The organism is Alteromonas sp. DYW1, from assembly GCF_059752595.1.
In genome coordinates this window covers 1,664,439-1,686,572 of record NZ_CM186038.1, presented here as the reverse complement: position 1 = coordinate 1,686,572, position 22,134 = coordinate 1,664,439, and the positions used below count along the sequence as shown (strand labels likewise).

The 22,134-nt window shown below is 46.5% G+C and carries 23 protein-coding genes; 6 read left to right on the top strand and 17 right to left on the bottom strand.

From position 1 onward, the window contains the following. Window positions 1-82: 82 nt before the first annotated feature. The 4 genes from AC121Z_RS07505 to sdhC are packed head-to-tail and all read right to left on the bottom strand — an operon-like array spanning window position 83 to window position 3,298. Window positions 83-793, bottom strand: a complete 711-nt coding sequence (locus AC121Z_RS07505; RefSeq protein ID WP_498127801.1) for a succinate dehydrogenase iron-sulfur subunit — start codon at window positions 791-793, stop codon at window positions 83-85. A 15-nt stretch (window positions 794-808) separates the two neighbouring features. Then, window positions 809-2,581: a succinate dehydrogenase flavoprotein subunit gene (gene sdhA / locus AC121Z_RS07500; RefSeq protein ID WP_498127800.1), complete on the bottom strand. Its 1,773-nt coding sequence runs from the start codon at window positions 2,579-2,581 to the stop codon at window positions 809-811. Window position 2,582: 1 nt separating this feature from the next. Beyond that, window positions 2,583-2,930, bottom strand: coding sequence for a succinate dehydrogenase, hydrophobic membrane anchor protein (gene sdhD, locus AC121Z_RS07495; RefSeq protein WP_100657160.1), 348 nt, complete (start codon window positions 2,928-2,930; stop codon window positions 2,583-2,585). Further along, the gene (gene sdhC, locus AC121Z_RS07490) at window positions 2,924-3,298 is read right to left on the bottom strand and encodes a succinate dehydrogenase, cytochrome b556 subunit (protein WP_100657487.1); all 375 of its coding nucleotides are present in this window, start codon (window positions 3,296-3,298) and stop codon (window positions 2,924-2,926) included. Before sdhC ends, sdhD begins: the two co-directional genes overlap by 7 nt. A 407-nt stretch (window positions 3,299-3,705) precedes the next feature. Here sdhC and AC121Z_RS07485 point away from each other — a divergent pair, with 407 nt between their 5' ends. Then, window positions 3,706-4,986 (top strand): citrate synthase, encoded by a 1,281-nt coding sequence (locus tag AC121Z_RS07485; RefSeq protein WP_498127799.1) that lies wholly within the window; start codon window positions 3,706-3,708, stop codon window positions 4,984-4,986. Between the two features lie 74 nt (window positions 4,987-5,060). Beyond that, complete coding sequence (locus AC121Z_RS07480; protein WP_498127798.1) at window positions 5,061-5,480, top strand: DUF3429 domain-containing protein; 420 nt, start codon at window positions 5,061-5,063, stop codon at window positions 5,478-5,480. Window positions 5,481-5,542: 62 nt separating this feature from the next. On the opposite strand, the gene AC121Z_RS07475 is transcribed toward AC121Z_RS07480, so the two are convergent. From AC121Z_RS07475 to lhgD, 5 genes are all read right to left on the bottom strand, one after another. Further along, complete coding sequence (locus tag AC121Z_RS07475; protein WP_498127796.1) at window positions 5,543-7,009, bottom strand: phosphohexomutase domain-containing protein; 1,467 nt, start codon at window positions 7,007-7,009, stop codon at window positions 5,543-5,545. After that, window positions 7,006-8,427, bottom strand: a complete 1,422-nt coding sequence (locus AC121Z_RS07470; RefSeq protein ID WP_498127795.1) for a mannose-1-phosphate guanylyltransferase/mannose-6-phosphate isomerase — start codon at window positions 8,425-8,427, stop codon at window positions 7,006-7,008. Before AC121Z_RS07470 ends, AC121Z_RS07475 begins: the two co-directional genes overlap by 4 nt. An 83-nt stretch (window positions 8,428-8,510) precedes the next feature. Beyond that, entirely contained in the window at window positions 8,511-9,365 is an 855-nt protein-coding gene (locus tag AC121Z_RS07465; RefSeq protein ID WP_498127793.1) for a pirin family protein, read from the bottom strand. After that, window positions 9,362-10,318 carry a glutathione S-transferase family protein gene (locus AC121Z_RS07460; protein WP_498127792.1) on the bottom strand — a complete coding sequence of 319 codons (957 nt, stop codon included), beginning with the start codon at window positions 10,316-10,318 and terminating at the stop codon, window positions 9,362-9,364. Before AC121Z_RS07460 ends, AC121Z_RS07465 begins: the two co-directional genes overlap by 4 nt. A gap of 169 nt (window positions 10,319-10,487) precedes the next feature. Further along, window positions 10,488-11,684, bottom strand: coding sequence for an L-2-hydroxyglutarate dehydrogenase (gene lhgD, locus AC121Z_RS07455; protein ID WP_498127791.1), 1,197 nt, complete (start codon window positions 11,682-11,684; stop codon window positions 10,488-10,490). Between the two features lie 78 nt (window positions 11,685-11,762). Here lhgD and tcdA point away from each other — a divergent pair, with 78 nt between their 5' ends. After that, window positions 11,763-12,542 carry a tRNA cyclic N6-threonylcarbamoyladenosine(37) synthase TcdA gene (tcdA, locus tag AC121Z_RS07450; protein WP_498127789.1) on the top strand — a complete coding sequence of 260 codons (780 nt, stop codon included), beginning with the start codon at window positions 11,763-11,765 and terminating at the stop codon, window positions 12,540-12,542. On the opposite strand, the gene AC121Z_RS07445 is transcribed toward tcdA, so the two are convergent. After that, window positions 12,525-13,163 carry a hypothetical protein gene (locus tag AC121Z_RS07445; RefSeq protein WP_498127787.1) on the bottom strand — a complete coding sequence of 213 codons (639 nt, stop codon included), beginning with the start codon at window positions 13,161-13,163 and terminating at the stop codon, window positions 12,525-12,527. The two genes, tcdA and AC121Z_RS07445, sit on opposite strands and share 18 nt — an antisense overlap. Before the next feature lie 151 nt (window positions 13,164-13,314). On the opposite strand from AC121Z_RS07445, the gene AC121Z_RS07440 reads away from it, so the two are divergent. Then, window positions 13,315-14,220 carry a LysR family transcriptional regulator gene (locus AC121Z_RS07440; RefSeq protein ID WP_498127785.1) on the top strand — a complete coding sequence of 302 codons (906 nt, stop codon included), beginning with the start codon at window positions 13,315-13,317 and terminating at the stop codon, window positions 14,218-14,220. 24 nt (window positions 14,221-14,244) lie between these two features. Then, entirely contained in the window at window positions 14,245-14,652 is a 408-nt protein-coding gene (locus AC121Z_RS07435; RefSeq protein ID WP_498127783.1) for a hypothetical protein, read from the top strand. A 10-nt stretch (window positions 14,653-14,662) separates the two neighbouring features. Here the strand turns inward: AC121Z_RS07435 and AC121Z_RS07430 are convergent, their stop codons facing one another. After that, on the bottom strand, window positions 14,663-15,130 hold the full coding sequence (locus AC121Z_RS07430) for a DUF2919 family protein (RefSeq protein ID WP_498127781.1): 468 nt from the start codon (window positions 15,128-15,130) through the stop codon (window positions 14,663-14,665). 82 nt (window positions 15,131-15,212) lie between these two features. Between AC121Z_RS07430 and rimO the strand changes: the two genes are divergently transcribed. Further along, window positions 15,213-16,622 (top strand): 30S ribosomal protein S12 methylthiotransferase RimO, encoded by a 1,410-nt coding sequence (gene rimO, locus AC121Z_RS07425; RefSeq protein ID WP_498127780.1) that lies wholly within the window; start codon window positions 15,213-15,215, stop codon window positions 16,620-16,622. 61 nt (window positions 16,623-16,683) lie between these two features. On the opposite strand, the gene AC121Z_RS07420 is transcribed toward rimO, so the two are convergent. The 6 genes from AC121Z_RS07420 to msbA are packed head-to-tail and all read right to left on the bottom strand — an operon-like array spanning window position 16,684 to window position 22,106. After that, on the bottom strand, window positions 16,684-17,715 hold the full coding sequence (locus tag AC121Z_RS07420) for a Kelch repeat-containing protein (RefSeq protein WP_498127779.1): 1,032 nt from the start codon (window positions 17,713-17,715) through the stop codon (window positions 16,684-16,686). After that, window positions 17,709-18,368: an SDR family oxidoreductase gene (locus AC121Z_RS07415; RefSeq protein WP_498128181.1), complete on the bottom strand. Its 660-nt coding sequence runs from the start codon at window positions 18,366-18,368 to the stop codon at window positions 17,709-17,711. Before AC121Z_RS07415 ends, AC121Z_RS07420 begins: the two co-directional genes overlap by 7 nt. Next, window positions 18,368-19,138 (bottom strand): 3-deoxy-manno-octulosonate cytidylyltransferase, encoded by a 771-nt coding sequence (gene kdsB / locus AC121Z_RS07410; protein ID WP_498127777.1) that lies wholly within the window; start codon window positions 19,136-19,138, stop codon window positions 18,368-18,370. The genes AC121Z_RS07415 and kdsB overlap by 1 nt, the downstream gene beginning before the upstream one ends. Then, window positions 19,131-19,331 carry a Trm112 family protein gene (locus AC121Z_RS07405; RefSeq protein ID WP_498127776.1) on the bottom strand — a complete coding sequence of 67 codons (201 nt, stop codon included), beginning with the start codon at window positions 19,329-19,331 and terminating at the stop codon, window positions 19,131-19,133. Before AC121Z_RS07405 ends, kdsB begins: the two co-directional genes overlap by 8 nt. Beyond that, a complete protein-coding gene (gene lpxK, locus AC121Z_RS07400; RefSeq protein ID WP_498127775.1) occupies window positions 19,321-20,346 on the bottom strand; it encodes a tetraacyldisaccharide 4'-kinase in 1,026 nt (341 codons plus the stop codon). Before lpxK ends, AC121Z_RS07405 begins: the two co-directional genes overlap by 11 nt. Beyond that, a complete protein-coding gene (msbA, locus tag AC121Z_RS07395; RefSeq protein ID WP_498127774.1) occupies window positions 20,343-22,106 on the bottom strand; it encodes a lipid A export permease/ATP-binding protein MsbA in 1,764 nt (587 codons plus the stop codon). Before msbA ends, lpxK begins: the two co-directional genes overlap by 4 nt. Window positions 22,107-22,134: the final 28 nt, after the last annotated feature.

The following is a 22,134-nucleotide window of genomic DNA, read 5'->3' as shown; positions in this document are numbered from 1 at the left end:
TATTTTAAACAAAACAGCCATCCGTATGGATGGCCATTTAATATCAAAGCATTCTGTCACTACAGTGTGTCAGAAAGTCTAACTAAACAGCCCGTTGCAGCAACATTGACTTAATATGGCCAATGGCTTTCGTTGGGTTGAGTCCCTTAGGACACACACTAACGCAGTTCATAATACCGTGACAACGAAATACGCTGAATGCATCGTCTAAATCATTTAAACGTTCTTCTGTCGCAGTATCGCGGCTATCAATCAGGAAGCGATAGGCATGCAGTAGTCCTGCTGGACCTATGAACTTATCTGGATTCCACCAGAATGACGGACAAGAGGTAGAACAACAGGCACATAGAATACATTCATACAAGCCATCTAATTTAGCGCGCTCTTCCGGTGATTGTAGATGCTCACGTGCGGGCGGCATTTTACCTTCGTTGATCAAAAACGGCTTAATCTTTTCGTACTGGGTGTAGAACTGTGTCATATCGACCACCAAATCACGCACCACAGGTAAACCCGGTAATGGACGAACGGTAATTTTACCCTTACCAAGCGCAGAAAGCGGCGTGATACAGGCCAAACCATTTTTACCATTCATATTCATACCGTCGGAACCACACACGCCTTCGCGGCATGAACGACGAAACGATAACGTAGGATCTTGTTCCTTTAACGCGATAAGCGCATCCAGAACCATCATATCCTGACCTTCTTCAACATCCAGTGAGTAGTCTTGCATGCGTGGTGCATCGTCAACATCTGGATTATAACGATATACAGAAAAAGTTAATTGCATTTAAGTCACTCCAAATTAGTACGAACGGACTTTTGGCGGGAATGCTTCACGCAATTTCGGCGCCATATTCACGTCACGTTTAATCATTGTCTCAGAACTCGGCAGATAAATACTGTGACACAACCAGTTTTCATCATCCCGATCCGGATAGTCAAAGCGGCTATGTGCGCCACGACTTTCAGTTCTGAAGTTGGCAGCGACTGCTGTGCTGTACGCAGTTTCCATCAAGTTATCCAATTCTAGACATTCGATACGCATGGTATTGAAATCACTGCTCTTATCATCCAAGCGCGCGTGTTTGAGGCGCTCACGGATTTCAGATAACTCTTTAAGGCCTTCGGCCATTGCATCACCTTCACGGAATACCGAGAAGTTAAGCTGCATGCATTGTTGCATGTCTTTTTTGATTTGTACTGGATCTTCGCCTTTGCCTTTCTCTGAATTTTCCCAACGATTGAACCGCGCAAGCGCTTCATCAATATCGGTCTCAGAGGCATCACGTGTTGGCGCAATTTCATCGATTTTTTCACCTAAGTGTAAACCTGTTGCGCGACCGAATACCACAAGGTCAAGCAAGCTGTTACCACCCAAACGGTTGGCACCGTGCACTGATACACATGCAATTTCACCGCAAGCGAACAAGCCTTTCATTGGTGTTTCGTTGCCGTTTTCATCGACCTTGATCACTTGGCCATCAACATTAGTTGGAATGCCGCCCATCATGTAATGACAGGTTGGAATTACTGGGATTGGCTCTTTCACTGGGTCGACGTGAGCAAACGTGCGTGAAAGTTCCAAAATCCCAGGCAAGCGCGATTCAAGCACGTCCTTACCTAGGTGATCGAGTTTCAATTTAATATGTGTACCCCAAGGGCCTTCGCATCCGCGACCTTCACGGATCTCAGTCATCATGGAACGGGCTACAACGTCACGACCGGCCAAATCTTTCGCATTCGGAGCATAACGCTCCATGAAGCGCTCACCGTCTTTATTTAACAGGTAACCACCTTCACCACGACAGCCTTCAGTCACCAGTGTTCCTGCGCCAGCAATGCCGGTCGGATGGAACTGCCACATTTCCATATCTTGCACCGGTGCACCCGCGCGTAGTGCCATACCTACGCCATCACCGGTATTGATGTGGGCGTTAGTGGTTGACGCATAAATACGCCCTGCACCACCGGTTGCAAGCACTACAGCTTTACTTTTGAAGTATACGACCTCACCCGTTTCGATATCGATCGCAGTACAGCCAACAACATCGCCGTCTTGGTTCTTGACCAAATCCAAAGCGTACCACTCGCTAAAAACCTTCGTCTTGTTTTTAACGTTTTGTTGATACAACAGGTGCAATAATGCGTGGCCGGTACGGTCAGCTGCCGCCGCTGTGCGCGCTGCCTGCTCACCGCCAAAATTCTTCGACTGTCCACCAAATGGACGTTGATAGACTTTACCGTTTTCAAAGCGCGAAAACGGTAGACCCATGTTTTCCATTTCAATGATGGCTTCAGGACCCGTTTTACACATGTATTCAATGGCTTCCTGATCACCAATGTAATCAGAACCCTTCACTGTATCGTACATATGCCATTCCCAGTTGTCTTCATGGGAATTGCCTAACGCTACTGTGATGCCACCTTGCGCTGACACCGTGTGCGAGCGTGTAGGGAAAACTTTTGATAACAAAGCGCAGGATTTACCGCTTTGTGAAATTTGTAATGCCGCGCGCATACCCGCGCCACCGGCTCCGATGACAACTGCATCGTATTCGTGAATTGCTATACTCATACTACACTCCCCACAAAACAAATACGCCAACAGCTACGTATGCGAAGGCAATAAGGTTTAGCAAATACTGCAAAAATGCACGTAATCCCGCAGGCTTAATGTAGTCAGTTAGTACCTGCCACAGTCCAATGCGAACGTGGATCATAATCGAGACTAAAGCCGCCAATGTGAAAACTTTCATGAAGATGCTTGAGAAAAAGCCTGTCCACACGGCATAGGTTATTGAGTCAGTGGTGATAAAAAACCACGCTAAATAAAAACTGTAAAGTGCAATAATAATTGCAGTAGCACGTAATGATACGTAGTCCTGTACACCATTACGTTTAATCGACGCTTGGTTTGTTACCATAATACAACTCCCATAACCACCGTAAGAACCACCCATAAACCAATCGTTACTTTGGCACTGGTGTTACCTGATTCAAGTTCTTCCCAATAGCCCAAATCCATGATGCCATGGCGAATACCACCCAGGATGTGGTATGTCAAAGCGGATAATGTGCCGATAGCGATAATCTTACCGAATACCCCATCAAGAAGAGATTGTACGTAATTGAAGTCTTCAGCTGAACCTAGAGAAACGGCCCAAGCCCAAATGACAAACAATAACGCAAAAAACATAGCTACCCCTGTCACTCTGTGCAGAATTGACGTGATAGCGGACGGCGGAAATTTAATTGTATTAAGATCTAAATTTACTGGTCGTTGCTTTTTCACAATATTTTTGCCTGTAAGGTCTGTAATCAACACGGCGACGGTGTCCCACTGCGTGTTTAGTTATAATAGTTAAAAGCCTCATCCATTGAGATGTTAACTGTTTGTGAATTTTGTGACACTTAGTTCACAGACTATTTATGCTATGAATCCAAGACCCAAAGAGTATATCCAGCAGCTACTATAAATACAATTTTTTGTTCTATTTTAAGACTTTAGTCGTAAAGATTCAGCAACTGCTATTTGGGACTGGATTATAACCCTCAACAATCTAGAATATTTATTGAGCAAATACGCATTAAAATTGACTTATTGCGACTTTATCAGTACAAATAGCGCCACTTTTCCAGTCGCTTCGCGCAAAAACGCGTTTCACAGCGACCAAACGAACCAGTCTGAGGAGAGCATTTATGGCCGACCAAAAAGCCATTCTAAAAGCCGGTGACAAAGAAATTGAATTACCTATCTTAAGCGGAACTGCAGGTCACGACGTGATTGATATTCGGGCCTTAGGTGCGCATGGATATTTCACCTTCGACCCTGGCTTCATGGCTACCGGATCGTGCGAATCTTCCATTACATATATCGACGGAGCCAAAGGTGAATTGTTACACCGTGGTTTTGATATCGAATCGTTGGCCAGAGATGCCGACTATTTAGAAGTTTGCTACATGTTATTACATGGTGATGCGCCAACGTCTGAGCAGTATCAGGAATTTAAAGAAACGATTACCCGTCACACCATGGTGCACGAACAGATTAATATGTTCTTCCATGGTTTTAGAAACGATGCTCACCCGATGGCAATGCTTTGCGGCACTGTAGGTGCGATGTCTTCTTTCTATCACAGTGACTTAGACGTGAATAATGCTGAACAACGCATTCGCAGCGCACATCGTCTAATTGCAAAAATGCCAACCCTTGTTGCTATGTGCTACAAGTACAACATTGGTCAGCCATTTGTCTATCCGCGCAATGACCTTAGCTACGCAGCTAACTTCCTAAACATGATGTTTTCAGTACCAGCTGAAGATTACCAAATCTCTCCAGCGGTTGAGCGCGCTATGGATCGGATCTTTATTTTGCATGCTGATCACGAACAAAATGCATCAACATCAACTGTCCGTCTAGCGGGTTCATCAGGCGCTAATCCGTATGCATGTATTGCTGCGGGTGTTGCTTCTTTGTGGGGCCCAGCTCACGGTGGTGCTAACGAAGCCTGCTTGAATATGTTGGAGGAAATTGGCTCAGTCGATCGTATTCCTGAGTTTATTGCACGTGCCAAAGATAAGTCTGACCCGTTCCGTCTAATGGGTTTTGGTCATCGTGTTTACAAGAACCACGATCCGCGCGCCACGGTGATGCGCGAAAGCTGCCATGAAGTGTTGAGTGAACTAAAAATCAGTGACCCCTTACTCGATGTCGCTATGGAACTTGAGCGAATTGCGCTAAGTGATGACTATTTTGCTGAGAAAAAATTATTCCCAAATGTGGATTTCTATTCTGGCATCATCCTTAAAGCGATCGGAATTCCAACTAATATGTTCACTTGTATCTTTGCGCTTTCACGCACTGTTGGCTGGATTTCACATTGGCACGAGATGCTGTCGCAACCAGGCCAAAAAATTGGTCGCCCTCGTCAGTTATACACGGGTGAAGCACGTCGCGAATATAAGCCAATTAAAAAGTAATTGTTGCTACCCGAATTTATTCGATAGACTTAAATAGCGCCCCAACAGGCGCTATTTTTTTATGGAGGTACAAAATGCCAAACAACGCTAAACTGCTAGGCTACTTAGGACTTATCCCCTTTCTGATCATCCCACTCGCGATTATTATGGAAACCCTAAGCTACACCCAAGGTTTCGTCTTCTTCACCCAATATTCAGCGATTATTTTATCTTTTTTAGGTGGGATACATTGGTATGCTGCAGTGACTGAGAATCGCTATTGGCACCAAGTATATGTGGCTATGCTACCAAGCATCCTCGGCTGGTTAGCATTAATATTATTTCCCGATACGCGCGCACTTGGCGTGCTGTCATTAGGCTTTATTGGTATGGTGGTTTACGACAAATTCACTTTGCAAATGACGCCATCTATGATTATTGATTACACCCGTTTACGCGTAGTATTAACCACGGTTGTCGTGGCTGCTCATGCGGTAATGGTGATTGTCGGTTAACCTCAGCTTGTTAATTATCAGGTCGCCTTAACAAGTTACCCAGAGGATTGTCAAAAACATGTTTACTCAGCGCGAATTAGCGTCAATAGTTCAGTCGTTTTGGCTTCCATCAGTGCAATGTCACCTTTTGCTTCAACATTCAAGCGGATGACGGGTTCGGTATTGGATTGACGCAAATTAAAGCGCCATGCCCCAAAGTCCATCCCTACACCATCGGTATCATCAACGCTTAATGCCTGTGCATGATAATGTTCAATGACACGTGCCAAAGCAGCATCAGCGTCGTTGAGTTGACTATTAATCTCACCTGACGATGGATAAGCATCAATGCGCGCAGCAACCTGCTGTGACAAGGGTAATCCTTTAGTCGCGATGAGCTCTGCGACCAATAGCCAAGGGATCATGCCTGAATCACAATAAGCAAAATCACGGAAATAATGGTGCGCACTCATCTCACCACCATAAATGGCATCCTCTTTGCGCATCCGTTCTTTGATAAACGCATGGCCGGTTTTACTTTTAATCGGCATGCCACCTGCTTGCGTCACTATATCTTCAGTATTCCAGTAAACGCGTGGGTCATAAATGATTTTTGCGCCTGCATGTTTTGCCAGAAATGCTTCAGCCAATAAGCCGACGATATAATAGCCTTCAATGAAATCGCCATTTTCGTCAAACAAAAAACAGCGATCAAAATCCCCATCCCAGGCAATTCCCATATCCGCTTTGTTGTCCCGTACAGCGTCAGCAGTATCGGCTCGACTCTCTGGCAATAGTGGATTCGGTATGCCATTTGGAAAGGTACCGTCAGGCTGATGATGGACCTTAACAAAAGTTACCTCGGCCCCGTGCTGGTGCAGATACTCCTCGATAGCGTCAAGAGTAGGACCGGCTGCACCATTGCCGGCATTTACCACTAATTTTTGTCCGGCTAACTTGTTAATATCAATATAACTACACACGTGTGTGACGTAGGCGTCACGATGATCACTCTGCTGATAGTTGCCTGAAGCAATTAAATTAGCGACACAAACCAAGCTTTTGCCTGCAATGAATTTAGCTGGGTCAACAGCTGCATAATCGTTAGCGACGTACTGCGCTAGTTGGGATAAAACCCAGTCATCTGAATAGCTTTCAGCGCGTGTTTGGATATCATGCAAACCACTATCGCCACTAATGGGAACCGCACCCGCTTTTACGATTTTCATGCCGTTATAATCAATCGGGTTATGGCTTGCGGTAACCTCTATACCAGCATCGACCGGCATCTCTTTAGCAGCAAAATAAATCTCTTCGGTACCAACGGTACCAATATCAATAACACTTGCTCCGGCATCCATCGCCCCCGCAGCCAACGCCAGCTTGAGAGGAATTGACGTTAACCGGATATCACTACCGACCACGATCTTCTTGGCTGACAACGTTTCGACTAAAGCATAACCGATTCGGTAAGCAATACTTTCATCCAACTGAGCATTCAGTTGCCCGCGAATATCATAGGCCTTAAAACAGCTAATCTTACGCGTCATTCTGAGAGTTCCTTTGGAGAACGACCATATCGATCAGAAAAGCGTACAATATCATCTTCACCTAAATAAGAGCCGGATTGTACTTCAATGAGCTCAAGTGGGATTTTGCCCGGATTCTCTAACGCATGGACTGCACCAATGGGAATATAGATAGACTGATTCTCGGTCAAAATGTTGACCTTACCATCAATAGTAACATTGGCTGTTCCCGAAACCACAATCCAATGCTCTGCACGATGATGGTGCATTTGTACGCTTAACATTTCTCCCGGCTTAACTGTAATCCGTTTGACTTGGAAACGCTCTCCGGTATCAATTGAGTCATATTTACCCCATGGACGGTAAACTTCGCGGTGAAACTCATATTCTGGCCGGTGTTGCTTATGCAATTCGGCAACAATGGCTTTAATATCCTGCACGTTGGATTTATCTGCTACTAGTACTGCATCTTTGGTTTCAACAATGACCAGATCCTTAACCCCAACCGCTGCAACTAAGCGGTTTTCCGCATTTATATAGGTCTCTTCAACGTTTTCTAACAGCACGTCACCAATGATGACATTGCCCTGCTCGTCCTTATTTTGCGCAGTTTCCCACAGACTCGACCAACTGCCAACATCACTCCAACCGGCATCGAGCGTAACCATGGCAGCTAACTGAGTCTTTTCCATCACTGCATAATCAATGGAGTCACTGGGGGATTGTGCGAATACATCTGCATCAACCCGAATAAAATCTAAATCAGGTGTTTCAGTGTCAATGGCACGCTGGCAAACTTCCAGAATTTCCGGCGCATATTTTTCGAGCTCATCAATATACGCTTGCGCTTTAAACATAAACATGCCGCTGTTCCAAAAGTATTCTCCACTTGCGACATATTGAGCAGCAGTTGCGAGGTCCGGCTTTTCAACAAACTCAGACACAGTAAAGCCTGTGCCTAACTCACTGCCAGAACGAATATAACCATAACCGGTATGGGGCTTATCCGGCACAATCCCAAAGGTCACTAGTTTTCCTTGAGCAGCCAGAGATTCGGCTTGACTGATCGCAGTTTGAAACGCTGCAACGTTTTGAATAAGGTGATCGGCGGCTAAAATCAGTAGTGTTGCATGCGCGTCAGATTTAAGTGCGTGTAATGCTGCCAATGCGATTGCCGGAGCGGTGTTGCGCCCCACTGGTTCTAAAATAATGCCGCCATGTGCAACATCAGACTGGCGTAATTGCTCAGCCACGAGAAAGCGATGCGCATCGTTACAGATTATAATCGGAGCGTCACAATTCTCTTGTGGTAACCGCGCAAGCGTGTCTTGCAACATTGTCTTATCTGATGTGAGAGAAAGAAACTGTTTCGGTAGCGCTTGACGCGATTTAGGCCACAGGCGACTGCCAGATCCACCAGCTAAAACAACGGGTTGCATAGACGTTCCTATAAATTATCTACAAATCCGTTCTATAGTAGTGAACCCAACAGTTTGACGCAACGGTAAGTTCAGTGAGAATGCTATCGTGCCGTAGTTAACTGATTATTTTGATAATCCCACAGCGCTTGTTGGATTTCTTGCTGTGTGTTCATCACAAATGGGCCATACTGCACAATCGGCTCACGCAAAGGTTGACCACCAATCAGTAACCAAGATGCGCCTTCAGCATTACTGTTGATCTGCACTAATTCAGCGTTTGAGAGCACGCCTAACGAACCTTTACTTAACTTTGTATCCCCGATTGCTATAGCGCCTTCGTATACATACACAAAATACTGATAACTTGGGTTAAGTGGAATTGCACTCGCTTGCTCAGGGAGACTCCTAAAATCGGCGAAGAACGGTTCTGGCATCTCTTGCTTCAATGCTTTAACTGGACCTGTATGCCCATCCAAACTGCCACTTAGTAAACGCACGTTTAATCCGTCTTCCCGTTGCCAACACGGTACCTCAGCAGCAGGAATGTCTTGATAATCCGGTGCCGACATCTTTTCTTTTGCGGGTAAATTTACCCATAATTGAAACCCACGCAACAACCCATCTTGCTGTTCAGGCATCTCTTCATGAATGATACCTCTACCTGCATTCATCCATTGGATCCCGCCGCTTTCGATCACACCATCATTACCAACCGAATCGCGATGCCGCATTTTTCCAGTAAGCATATAAGTAACGGTTTGAAAGCCGCGATGTGGATGCGGCGGAAACCCGGGTAAATAATCAGCGCTGCTCGCAGAGCCAAATTCATCTAACATTAAAAATGGATCGAGATTCTGTAACCCTGGCTGCCCTATGATCCGTTTTAACTTCACGCCAGCGCCATCTTGTGCCGCCATTCCAATGGCGGTTTGGGTGACTACAGCCGTGCTCATCATAAATACTCCCGACCATGAGGTTGAGTGAAGTCGACCTCAGGACCCAACGGAATAACCCTTGTAGGGTTGATCATGTCGTGGCTATAGTAATAGTGTCGCTTGATATGCTGTTGATTAACTGTTTCAGCTATGCCGGGTTGATTATACAAATCGCGTAAATAACCCCATAGATTTGGATAATCGACAATGCGTTTTAAATTACATTTAAAATGACCAACATACACGGTGTCGAAACGCACCAACGTGGTAAACAACCGCCAATCCGCTTCGGTAATCTGCTTGCCTACCAAAAAACGTTGTTTAGCTAGACGTTGTTCGAGTTCTTCAAGTGCTTCAAATAATGCAATAACGGCTTCTTGATAGGCATCCTGAGTCGTTGCGAACCCAGCTTTGTAAACCCCGTTATTAACATTGTGATAGACGAAGTCGTTGATCTTGTCGATTTCAGCCCGCAAATCCTTGGGATAGTAATCCGCTGTGTTGCCCGTTATATGATCAAACCCCTGATTAAAAATACGAATGATTTCTGCGGATTCATTATTAACAATCGATTCAGTTTTCTTATCCCACAATACCGGCACCGTTACGCGTGTAGTAATGGATGGATCGACTTTGGTGTACAGTTGGTGCATAAAATCGAACCCATACAAGGTATCACCGGTTGCCCCAGGGAAATCCTCAAAGGTCCAGCCATTTTCCAGCATATTCGGGTGTACTACCGAGACGCTGATATGCTCTTGTAATTCTTTAAGGTGTCTAAAAATTAAGGTCCGATGCGCCCACGGGCACGCTAAGGAAACATATAAGTGATACCGCCCTGACTCCGGCTGATATTGCGAATCTTCCGGGCTTATGGTGCTGCGAAATTTAGACGCCTGACGCTCAAATTTGCCCTTACTAGCATCCGTGTCATACCATTTGTCTTGCCATTTACCGTCTACGAGTAAACCCATATTGACCTCACATTACATTAACTGGTAACCACACTTTAGTGTCTAAATAATAAAATTTAAATCGCAATAAAACGCCCTTTTAATACTAATTTTTAGAACAATTCAGCTCACATGGTTAACTTAAGTGGCTGTCTAGTGATCCAATATGCAACGCAAAAGAACAACGCTATTAAAGCTTTTCAACGATCGTTTGCGCGATAGGGATCGCTGAGGTTGCCGCTGGTGAGGGTGCATTACCTACATGCAAGCACCGTTCTGTTGCAACAAAGATAAAGTCATGCGCAAGGTTTCCTTGGGTATCCACTGCTTGAGCTCGAATGCCAGCCCGATAAGGTAGCAGATCATGCAGCTCGATCTGCTCGCAATAACGCCGTATACGCTTTAAGTAACCGCGCTTTGACAGTGAATCCCGCAATTCGGCGAGCCCAGGGCGCAGATACTTGGTTAATAGCCGCCATGTCCCTGCGTAACCTGCAATATTCCAACAATCGCGCAAATCAAACTGGCTATTGGTATAGGCTTGTTTGCCCGGCGCCAACACGGCGTTGGGTCCAACCGTCAGATAACCGCCAATCATTGGCGTTAAATGTACCCCCAAAAATGGCATGCTTGGATCTGGGACGGGGTAAACCAACGTATCCACAAGCTGGTTATGGCGTGAATGCAAACGATAATATTCGCCGCGAAAAGGAATTAGTTTAAAATTCAGGGACTGTCCGGTGCGCCGGATTAATTCATCAGCATATATCCCTGTGCAGTTAACGAACTGTTGCGACCGCCATTCGTGTTGTCGCCCACTTGAGCAGTGCAATAGCACTGCATCATGGGTTTCATCAATTTGATCAACCGTCTGTTGATAATAAACCTGTACGCCTTTTTGTTTCGCAAGTTCTAGCATTTGTTGAGTAATTTGAACGTAGTCTGTAATGCCAGAATGTTTAACCCAAACAGCACTCTGCCCTTTAATATTGGGTGCACGGTGGGTGATTGCATTGCTTTCAAGCCATTGCGGAGTTAAATCATTTTTCTTACAATTTTCAAACAGTGTCTGCAGGCGCGACTCTTCCTCAACGTCAGTGGCTACGATTAATTTGCCACACTGTTGATAAGGGATCCCATATTGCTGACAAAAACCAATCGTGGTCTCCAGCCCCTGCCGGCAAAATTGCGCTTTCAAGCTTCCCTGAGGATAATAAACACCGGCATGAATAACGCCGGAATTACGACCGGTTTGATGCTGTGCCGGAGCCGCTTCACTTTCGAGTAAAGCGACCCGTTTGTGCGGATATTTTGCGCTATAGTAATAGGCAGTAGCAGCACCAACGATACCTGCACCTGCAATAATCAAATCAAAATCTTGTGGCAAAACGGAAGAACCAATTGAATTTTAAAACCTTAACCCCGATATTACCCAACCTTACGACGATGAGCGACTAGTATTGGCATGGCAGAAAAACAACGTTTTGGTGGGATTGCACGATTGTATGGTGAGCAGCAATTGCAGGCGCTTGCACAGGCGCACATCTGTGTTGTAGGCATCGGCGGTGTTGGCAGTTGGAGCGCTGAGGCACTTGCCCGCTCCGGTGTTGGACAGATAACCCTGATCGATCTTGATGACATATGTACCACCAATACCAACCGTCAAATCCATGCGTTAACTGATACCGTTGGCCAAGCAAAGGTTGACGTTATGGCTGAACGAATGCGCGCGATCAACCCATTGATGACTATCAACACCATAGAAGACTTCGTTACGCCTGATAATGTCACCACCGTCCTCGATACCGGCTTTGACGTCGTGCTTGACGCGACCGACAGCATAAAAGCAAAAGCAGCGATTATTGCACGTTGTAAACGACTGAAAGTGCCCGTGATCACCGTCGGTGGCGCAGGCGGTCAAATCGACCCTCGCCAAGTAACCAGTGGTGATCTAGCCAAAACCATTCAGGATCCATTGTCCGCCAAGTTACGCTCTGAACTTCGTCGCTTTTATGGTTTCAGTAAGAATCCACAACGCCGTTTTGGTGTTGAGTGTATATATTCCACTGAGCAATTGCGCTATCCACAACCTGATGGCAGCGTAGCAGCGAACAAGTCCCACTTTCAGGGGGCAAGTCGATTAGACTGCAGTGCGGGTTTTGGTGCCTGCACTATGGTAACAGCAACTTTCGGAATGGTCGCTGCAGCTCGAGCCGTCGACAAGTTTTTACGCAAGTCTGCGTGAACGGTGATTGCGGATGTCAAGCACGACCGAAACTAATAACCAAGTGAGTAAAATACTCAATACCACCCAGCCATTCTCGGCGAGCAACATCACCTCTTCGCTTAACACTGCGGTTGCTGTGATGAGAAGCAAGTAATACGGCAAATTAAGCAGGCCCGCTAACCCTACTATGCGCACCGGACGGTGATTAGCGCCCTGCGCAAACATAAAAAACGCCAATGAGTTCATATGGATCATCGCCAGCAGAAGGTGCCTCAACTTGGTTGGCTCAGCTGAATCATAACGGGTCGAATTAATGCGCCCTAACTGATAATTGATAAACGATCCCAAGGTTGCCGCGAGCACCATTGCGCAGGTCAAATATAAAATATCCTGCCACGTGGGTTGCGCTGAAATGACTAGCACAACGGCAAAAAACTGCCCCGGAAAGTAAAAACCCACATACACAATGGATTCAAGTAGGATTATTAATCCAATCAGCCAATAGAACCCACCAGACATATCCATTTGTAATCGATCCAACAAAACCGCCCCACTTGGGATTACACCAAAGAAAATCAGCGCAGACATTAAGCTGAACACAGCAAGCGCAGTCGCCGGTAAGGTTGAATAGTATTTCATTAACAACTCTCGGTTTTAGTTTTAGGTACGCAATCAATCGCCAATTTGGCCAATTTCAAACTAGAAATTATCATTACATTTTTGCCATTGTTGATTCCCGGAAGCAGTTCATTCACTATAAACACAGATTTAAACTGCAAGTAAATGAGCGATGTATCGTCATAAAACGACCCTAGAGCAGTGGCGTATTTTACAAGCTGTCGTCGATCACGGCGGGTATGCGCATGCGGCTGAAAAACTCAATAAAAGCCAATCATCGCTGAACCACGCAGTGGCAAAACTACAACGGCAATTAGGCGTCGAACTGTTACAGGTAAAGGGTCGCAAAGCCTACCTAACTGAAGCAGGTGAAGTGATGCTGCGCCGCTCTCGTTACATCACCCAAAATGCTGAAGATTTAGAAGCGCTAGCAAGCAACATACAGCAAGCTTGGGAACCCGAAATAACACTTGCAGTAGAATTAGCCTTCCCACGTGACATCGTGTTTCAGTGTTTGGCTGATTTTTTACCGCAATCGCGCGGCAGTCGAGTCAAAGTGATTGATAGTGTGTTGACGGGTACCGAAGAGATAATTAAACACAAGCAAGCCGATCTCGTGATCAGTTCAAATGTGCCCAAAGGCTTTCTTGGCGAACCTTTGGCCATGATTGACTTTATTGCGGTTTGTGCGCCGCAACATGCACTCGCGCAATTGCCTGAACCAATCGACCCCAATGAGTTACAGCAACATTTACAGTTAGTCATCAAGGATACCGCCAATCTGCCCGTTGAAAATCAAGGTTGGCTTAAGTCCGAACAACGCTGGACAGTCAGTCAATTTGACAGTGCGGTTGGGCTACTGCTTAACGGGCTTGGCTTTTGCTGGTTACCTAAACATGTTGTGTGTGAATATCTCGCGACGGGGCGGTTGCACCAGCTCAACATTGCTGGAAGCTCGTTCAAACGAGTTTCAGCATTTTTGGTAGTCCCTGCCCCAGATAACTTGGGCCCGGGCTCACAATTACTGGCCTCACTCATCACCCAGCATCGACAAATCGATCCATCTCAAGCAGAATAGTTAAAAAAAAGGCAAGCAGACCACATGGAACAACAAGAACTCGACTCTTTAATGGCTGATAGTGCGCAAAATGCCATTGAAAGTACGCAGAATGAATTTGGGATCACGTTAACCTACACGCCGGAATCGGTGCGGCAAGTTGACAATGTACTACTCAGCTTTTTAGATAAGTATCAAGATAGTGCCTTAGAGGACCAGGTAGTATTTACGCTGTGTAACATCTATGGGGCTTTTATTGGCGAAGTGTTTAAACAAACACTCGGCGGCGAATGGCGCTATGATGTCAGTGATCCCGCAGCCCCCTATGTCGTTCTGGATTATAACGGCCACTCCTACGCATTTGCTGGCATTTGCTACGAGCGCCTGGTAAATGACAGTACAGTCAGTGTCTATGCCTATTTTGAACAAGCGTTAAACAACAACACTCAGTAACGCTGGCCGGTTATCTATCTCTCAGATACGCGTGAACTCGTCGGCTGCGGAGCAAGTAGCCGACCAGCAAAAAGCTCACCATCAATGACAATGCATGGCGCCAACTAAACACACCTTGATTGTTCGCAATCGCCAGGCCTTGAATACTAATGGTTAAAAGCAATCCGGCCAGCAATAATAGCCGTACACTGCCCTGCCAGTTAATCGTTTGCGCGCGAAGTTTATCGCGTACACTCAACAAGACAAATCCAGCCACGCCGACAAGCGCGGGCAATGCATTCACATACCATTGCTGACTATCGGGATAATACAATTTAACCAATGCACTTGGATTTTCACGCATCGATACAGATATCAGCATTAATAATAACGCTTTCGCCAACCATAAGCAGGTGACATATAACAATAATGGAGGTTTTAGATGCCCTGCTTCATCGTAACAATGTAATGGAAACGGTAGTCTATTCACACTCGACACAGGTGCCCCTTTACGCTTTTGTTTCGCCAAATGAGTTTCGGTCAGTATAATACCGTCAATTTTACCCGAATGGCTTGCTCGTATGACAGTAAAAATTGTCGACCCCAAAAAAACCACTACCCTAGAAACCCCGAAAAAGGTATTGCGTGAACAGGCGCAGCAGTCTGCCTCTGCCAATACCAGTAAGATCGGTTTTATCAGTCTTGGCTGTCCAAAAAACTTGGTGGATTCAGAACGGATCCTGACCCAATTACGCACCGAAGGTTATGATGTTGTTCCCACCTACAATGATGCAGATCTAGTGATCGTTAACACCTGCGGATTTATCGATGCTGCCGTGCAAGAATCTCTCGACACGATTGGTGAGGCACTGGCAGAGAATGGCAAAGTTATCGTGACCGGCTGTTTGGGTATTAAAGAGGATGAGATCCGTGAAGTCCATCCCAATGTGTTAGCCATTACCGGGCCTCACGCCTACGAAACCGTGGTAGAGCAAGTGCATACCCATCTACCGAAACCAGAACATAATCCATTTGTAAACCTGGTTCCCGACCATGGGGTTAAGCTCACACCACGGCACTTTGCCTATTTGAAAATTTCTGAGGGCTGTAATCATCGCTGTACATTCTGCATCATCCCATCAATGCGGGGTGACTTGGTAAGTCGGCCTGTAGGTGAAGTATTAGATGAAGCTAAACGCCTAAAAGCGGCGGGGGTTAATGAGTTACTTGTGATCTCGCAAGATACCAGTGCTTACGGTGTCGATATAAAGCACCGCACGGGATTCTGGAATGGCATGCCGGTTAAAACCCACATGCAACAATTGTGTGAACAACTGGGTGAACTCGATATGTGGGTCCGTCTGCATTATGTCTACCCGTATCCCCACGTTGACGAGCTTATTCCACTGATGGCGCAAGGTAAAATATTGCCGTATTTAGATATTCCATTTCAGCATGCGAACAAGCGCATACTGCGGTTGATGAAGCGTCCAGGCAGTGCTGATCGGACAATAGAAAGGATCAAGAAATGGCGCGAACAATGTCCTGAACTAATTATTCGTTCTACTTTCATCGTCGGTTTCCCCGGTGAAACCGAAGAAGAATTCGAAGAATTGTTGCAATTCCTACGCGAGGCACAATTGGATCGGGTTGGCTGTTTCCCTTATTCAGCGGTTGATGGCGCAAAAGCCAATGACCTCCCTGATCCGGTGCCAGAAAGCGTTAAAGAACAACGCCTTGAACGCTTCATGCAAGTGCAGGGTGAGATCAGTGCTGCCCGCTTACAGCAGCGCATTGGTCAGGAATATCAAATCGTTATTGATAGTGTTGATGCAGAAGGTGCGGTTGGTCGTTGCTATGCTGATGCGCCAGAGATTGATGGTGTGGTGCATTTGAATGGCGTGCATGACGTAAGCCCTGGCCAGCGGGTCTGGGCTGAGATCATTCATGCCAACGAGCACGATTGTTGGGCGGTACTGTCAGAGGATTAATAAGTGTACACAAAGGGGGCAGCATGACGTGCCCCTTTACTCGCTGATTACGTTAATAGACTCAGTCTTGTATTGGCGTAAATACGCTCAGACGACTGGAGGTTTGATTGCCTCCCGCTTGAGCTGCGCCACCGACAACGTAAATACCTTGTTCAGCTGTAACTGCTCCTAGTCCATGTCGCGGAACTGGCATAGCAGACACTTGACGCCAGTGCTGACTTAACAAATCAAACGACCAAACCTCGGCATAGACACCGCCACCGTGGTTAAAAAACTCGCCGCCAAACACAAAGATCTCTTTTCTGAGCACTGCGCACGCTAACCCGCCCTGTGCTTGGGGTAAAGGTGGTAATGTCGACCATCCTTGCTGCTCGAAATCATACACTTCATGGACCGCTAAATTCCCTCCATTGACAGTGCGACCTCCGATGGTATGCCAACGACCATTCACTACGACGCCACACGCGCTATTGCGCGCCGTTAGAGCGGAAGGCAATTCTTGCCATTCACCGCTTGCAGGAGAAAAAGCGAAGTGTCGAGCGGAATCGATTTGATCACGCCACTGCGCGTTTTGTGTCGGACTGCTAGGCGTTCGTCCAGTGACTAAGTGAATCCGATCGTCGTACTGAGTGATCAGTGACTCAGCAAGCGGAATTGGCATGTGTGCAACTCGTTGCCAAGTGTCAGCCTTTTCTGGTAACAATAGAACATCAACTGAGTTGTGCCATAGCCCGCCATGCTTCTCGATAAAGCCCCCAAAGGCATACAAGCCATTGACATGGGATGCTAATAACGGATGGTGTCGCGGTTCTGGTAGTGCGACACCGGTCTGCCACTGATTCGACTGTGGGTCAAACCAGAAGGTCTCTGCACTAATCCCCATCCATTCTGCTGTTGGATCAGGCGTTAATCCACCGACTACGACCAATCGTTGTTGGTGTAACACCGGATAAATTTCTTGTACAGCTCGTGGTATGGGCGTTAATTCCTTCCACGAGTAGGCGGCTAGTGACTCTTCTGAAAATGCATTGTCAGCGCATAAAAGCCCGAGCGATAAGCCAAGCACCATGCATACCCACTTGGTTGTTACCACGGTAAAATTTCACCATTACTGTGCCAAAAGGTACCTGATGTTGCCAATGTGAGCTCATCTAACCGCTGTTGCAAGCGACTCGCTGCGGTTGTCGCATCGATATCACCGCCATACCCCACCATTTCTGTTTGCACATAGCCCGGATGTAATAAAGCTACAGCAATACCCTGCGAATGGAGATCGCGTGCCATTGATACGCCAGCGGCATTCAACGCTGCTTTGGACATCCGATAGCCATAGTAACCGCCAGAGCCATTGTCCTGCATCGATCCCATGCGTGAAGTAATAAGCCCAACTTTGCTTCCCTTCGACAAGCGAGGTAATAGGATCTGCGTCACCAATAGTGGCGCCAACGCATTCACTCGGAATTGTTGCTCTATGGTTGCTGGGCTCCAATCATCCAGTGACTCACGGGCTAATACGCCAGCATTGTTGATCAATACATCAATTTGGACAGATGCTAATGCAGCCAAACGCTCTGGTAGGGCGTCAGGATCTAACATATTGATCCCTTCGATGACAGTAGCAGCGGTTTGCTTTAATTCTTCGGAGGCATGACGACACAACGCATAAACCTGACAACCACGCGCGAGATAAGCTTGTGTCAGCGCTAATCCAATACCGCGATTTGCTCCTGTGATCACAACATTCATCATTCTTCTCCTGCTAACAACTGTTGGTTTAAACGGGTTAAGTCTTCCGGAGTATCGATTCCTGTGGGTGGTGCTGCCACCGCCAGCTCTATATGGATCTTATCGTTATTCCATAACGCTCTTAGTTGCTCCAAAGACTCTATCTTTTCTAAATCTGAAGCGGGGTACTCCACATAAGTTTTAATGTAGCCTGCGCGATACGCATAAATTCCGATATGTCGCAGTGGCGTATAAGCCAAATTCCGCTGCACATTATCGCGATCAAACGGGATCGGAGCACGACTAAAATACAAGGCATGCCCGTAGCGGTCTGCGACAACCTTAACCACATTAGGGTTACTGAGTTCCTCTTCACCATTTAAACGCGTGGCCAGTGTTGCTATGGCACATTGCTTACGCTGCGCTAGGTTGTGAGCAACCTGGCGAATATTAGCAGCGGGAATGAACGGTTCATCGCCCTGCACATTGACAATCAATGAATCCGCTGCGATACCCTCAATCTCTATGACTTCCGCAAGACGTTCGGTTCCCGATTGGTGGTCACTTCGCGTCATACAAACCTCACCACCAAACTGTGCCACCGTGTTGGCTATGCGCTCGTCATCAGTAGCCACTATGACACGCGTCGCATGCGCCTCAATGGCACGCTCATATACGTGCTGGATCATTGGTTTATGTTGAATTTGCGCTAATGGTTTACCCGGAAATCGTGTTGAACCGTAACGCGCCGGAATAATGACAATAAAATCAGCTGACTCAGTATTAGTCATGTTTTAAGGCTTCAATTTCATCTAACGTTAATGAGGCCGCTTCATTCTCCAGTAACACTGGAATATTTTCCTTAATAGGATAAGCGAGGCGATCAAAACGACAAATCAAGCGCTCCTCAGTATCGCGATAAAGTAATTTTCCTTTGCATACCGGGCAGGCAAGCACATCGAGTAATTGTTTATCAAATGCCATGATTTTTTCTCTTTAAATTTGTATCAGCATGAATTAACTGTCGCATCGTTTGGGTAAAAAATGCCCTTGGCAAGTCCGCATCAATCTGTAAAAACCACCAATCAGGATGAGCAAACCCCTGACATTTAACGGCATCTTTTTCGGTCATCAGTAATGGTCCTTTTGGCAAATCTGACGGCTGATAGAGATGATGGTCATTAAAAACCAGATGTCGCTCTAACGAAATACCAAGTTCTGACAATGAGGTAAAAAATCGCTGCGGGTTTCCTATCGCACACACTGCGGCAATAGTGGAGTAACGCAGTCTAAAATCCGCCAGCGTTAATCTCAGTGATGGCTCTGCTACATTGACAAAACATTGAGCAGCTAAACGCATCTGCACAGCCAGCGGCACATCCAGCACAAGCGGTCTGCTACCGTTGTGCACTACCCCAGAGACGTGGCGCAGGCGCCATATCCCCTCACGCATTGGGCCAGAAGGTAATAACCGCCGGTTGCCAAACCCGCGGTCGTCAATCACTATCCACTCAATATCTCTTTGCAATCCATAATGTTGTAAACCATCATCACTGATGATGACGTCACACCCTTGTGCAACGAGGCAATCCGCCCCTCGTGCACGTTGCGGATCAATCACCACAGGACAATCCAGCCGGCGGGTGATCAACAAGGGTTCATCACCCACTAAAGCAGCGCAATCACCCTCTTGTACACGATATGGAAACGCGGTTTGCTGGCCGCCGTAACCACGACTTAAAATCCCAACATGACGCCCTTGCTGCAGCAAATATTCAGCCAACGCGAGTACTAGCGGTGTTTTACCATTCCCACCAACCGTCAGGTTACCGATGACGATAACAGGAACCTCAGGGCGATGGGATTTTAATAGTTTCCAGCGGTATAAAGCCCGGCGCAATGCACTGAGCAGTGCAAATAGCATACTGAGTGGCCAAAGCAACCAAAGCCAAGGCTTACTTTGATACCAACCGGTTTCAAGCGCTTTCTGTATACTCATTGCTCAGCATCATTGCCAAATTGCATTTGGTGCAGTTGCGCATAGGCTCCGCCACGCTGTAATAGCTCGTGGTGATTACCCTGCTCTACGATCTTACCATCGTCGATGACCACAATTTTATCTGCGTTTTCAATGGTTGATAGGCGATGTGCAACAACAATACTGGTACAACGCTTTTGCAGTTGCTCTAAGGCATCTTGAATGAGCTTTTCACTTTCCGTATCCAATGCAGAGGTTGCCTCGTCTAGGATTAATATCGGCGCATTAACCAAAATTGCCCGCGCGATCGCCAAGCGTTGACGCTGACCGCCGGATAACATCAATCCGTTTTCTCCAATAATTGTATCGTAGCCATCGCTTAATTGAGCTACAAATTCATCCACATGGGCGATTTTAGCGGCATCGATAATCGCCTCTCGAGTGACCTGACCGTTAGCCCCATAAGCAATATTATTTGCCACAGTATCGTTAAATAATGTGACCTGTTGCGACACTAGGGCAAATTGACGGCGGAGTGACTTCAGCTCGAACTCATCAATCGGCTTACCATCCAGCAGGATACTGCCTTCGGTAGGCGCATAAAAGCGAGTTAACAAACTTGAAAGCGTTGACTTACCGCTGCCCGAACGCCCAACCAGGGCAACTGTCTGCCCTGGTTGGATCGACAGATCAATATGTTGCAAGGCTGGGCGAGACTGCTGTGGGTAATAAAAAGTTACATCGCAAATTTGGATATTCCCTTTGGCGCGCTGCATTTCAAAGGTACCTGTATTTTTTTCCTCTTCTTGATCAAGAATTTCAAAAATACTCGCACAGGCGGCCATGCCGCGTTGAAACTCGTTGTTGACTGTAGTCAGCTGTTTCAATGGTTTCAACAACATGACCATGTAGATCACCACCGAAAGAAATACACCGGCACTTAAATCGTCGATCATCCCGGGTGTGCCGGCAATGAATAACACCACGGCCAGTGCGACCGAAGCGATAATCTGAATGAGGCTAACACTTAAAATTGAGGTGTTGGTCAGCTTCATGTTTTGTTGTCGGTTATGATTATTTTTTTCTTTGAAACGATTGTGCTCAATGGTTTGGCCACCGAACATCAATACGACCTTGTGCCCCTTGACCGCTTGTTCTACAGCCGTAGTGACACTCCCCATCGCCTGTTGAATATTGCGGCTAACCGCGCGAAAACGCTTACTTACATACGACACGATGATTGCAACTAAAGGAGCGATGAGTAAAAAGATCGATGACAACTGCCAGGAGTAGTAAAACATTGAACCAAGCAAACCGATAACAAACGCACCGTCCCGCACCAAAATGAGTAGGGCTTTACCTGCGGCATTGGCGACTTGCTCCGTATCATAGGTCACTTTAGAGATAAGCGTACCGGCCGATTTTTCGTCATGAAAACTCACCGGTAGGTGAATATATTTGTCAAATAACTGTTGGCGCATGCGCATCACAACCTGCGTACTGATCCATGCAAGGGTGTAATTACCCATGAAATTAAACAGTCCGCGCAGAATGAAAATCGGCACGATCAAATACGCTGCAGTGCGCAGCATAGCGTAATTTTTTTGTCCTAGACTCTCATCAATAATGGGTTGCAGATGGAAAAACACGAATGTATCAACGCCGGAGTATCCAACCATCCCAAGAATGGCGATGATAAACGGCAATTTAAAGTCTTTTAGGTACCCGAAGAAGCGTCTTACGTGGCGCTGATCTTGAGGTTTCACAGAGTCTGTTGTCATCTACCTGACATTGCATAATTTAGATGCT

Bases quoted from the DNA above. Each gene is read 5' to 3' on its own strand.
- AC121Z_RS07405 (WP_498127776.1), bottom strand. From the start codon at position 19,331: ATGGCATTTGATAAACAATTACTCGATGTGCTTGCCTGCCCGGTATGC.
- tcdA (WP_498127789.1), top strand. From the start codon at position 11,763: ATGGCAGAAAAACAACGTTTTGGTGGGATTGCACGATTGTATGGTGAG.
- msbA (WP_498127774.1), bottom strand. From the start codon at position 22,106: ATGACAACAGACTCTGTGAAACCTCAAGATCAGCGCCACGTAAGACGC.
- AC121Z_RS07485 (WP_498127799.1), top strand. From the start codon at position 3,706: ATGGCCGACCAAAAAGCCATTCTAAAAGCCGGTGACAAAGAAATTGAA.
- AC121Z_RS07465 (WP_498127793.1), bottom strand. From the start codon at position 9,365: ATGATGAGCACGGCTGTAGTCACCCAAACCGCCATTGGAATGGCGGCA.
- lpxK (WP_498127775.1), bottom strand. From the start codon at position 20,346: ATGAGTATACAGAAAGCGCTTGAAACCGGTTGGTATCAAAGTAAGCCT.
- kdsB (WP_498127777.1), bottom strand. From the start codon at position 19,138: ATGACTAATACTGAGTCAGCTGATTTTATTGTCATTATTCCGGCGCGT.
- AC121Z_RS07440 (WP_498127785.1), top strand. From the start codon at position 13,315: ATGTATCGTCATAAAACGACCCTAGAGCAGTGGCGTATTTTACAAGCT.
- rimO (WP_498127780.1), top strand. From the start codon at position 15,213: ATGACAGTAAAAATTGTCGACCCCAAAAAAACCACTACCCTAGAAACC.
- AC121Z_RS07460 (WP_498127792.1), bottom strand. From the start codon at position 10,318: ATGGGTTTACTCGTAGACGGTAAATGGCAAGACAAATGGTATGACACG.
- AC121Z_RS07435 (WP_498127783.1), top strand. From the start codon at position 14,245: ATGGAACAACAAGAACTCGACTCTTTAATGGCTGATAGTGCGCAAAAT.
- sdhA (WP_498127800.1), bottom strand. From the start codon at position 2,581: ATGAGTATAGCAATTCACGAATACGATGCAGTTGTCATCGGAGCCGGT.
- AC121Z_RS07475 (WP_498127796.1), bottom strand. From the start codon at position 7,009: ATGACGCGTAAGATTAGCTGTTTTAAGGCCTATGATATTCGCGGGCAA.
- AC121Z_RS07470 (WP_498127795.1), bottom strand. From the start codon at position 8,427: ATGCAACCCGTTGTTTTAGCTGGTGGATCTGGCAGTCGCCTGTGGCCT.
- AC121Z_RS07445 (WP_498127787.1), bottom strand. From the start codon at position 13,163: ATGAAATACTATTCAACCTTACCGGCGACTGCGCTTGCTGTGTTCAGC.
- sdhD (WP_100657160.1), bottom strand. From the start codon at position 2,930: ATGGTAACAAACCAAGCGTCGATTAAACGTAATGGTGTACAGGACTAC.
- AC121Z_RS07480 (WP_498127798.1), top strand. From the start codon at position 5,061: ATGCCAAACAACGCTAAACTGCTAGGCTACTTAGGACTTATCCCCTTT.
- AC121Z_RS07505 (WP_498127801.1), bottom strand. From the start codon at position 793: ATGCAATTAACTTTTTCTGTATATCGTTATAATCCAGATGTTGACGAT.
- AC121Z_RS07415 (WP_498128181.1), bottom strand. From the start codon at position 18,368: ATGAATGTTGTGATCACAGGAGCAAATCGCGGTATTGGATTAGCGCTG.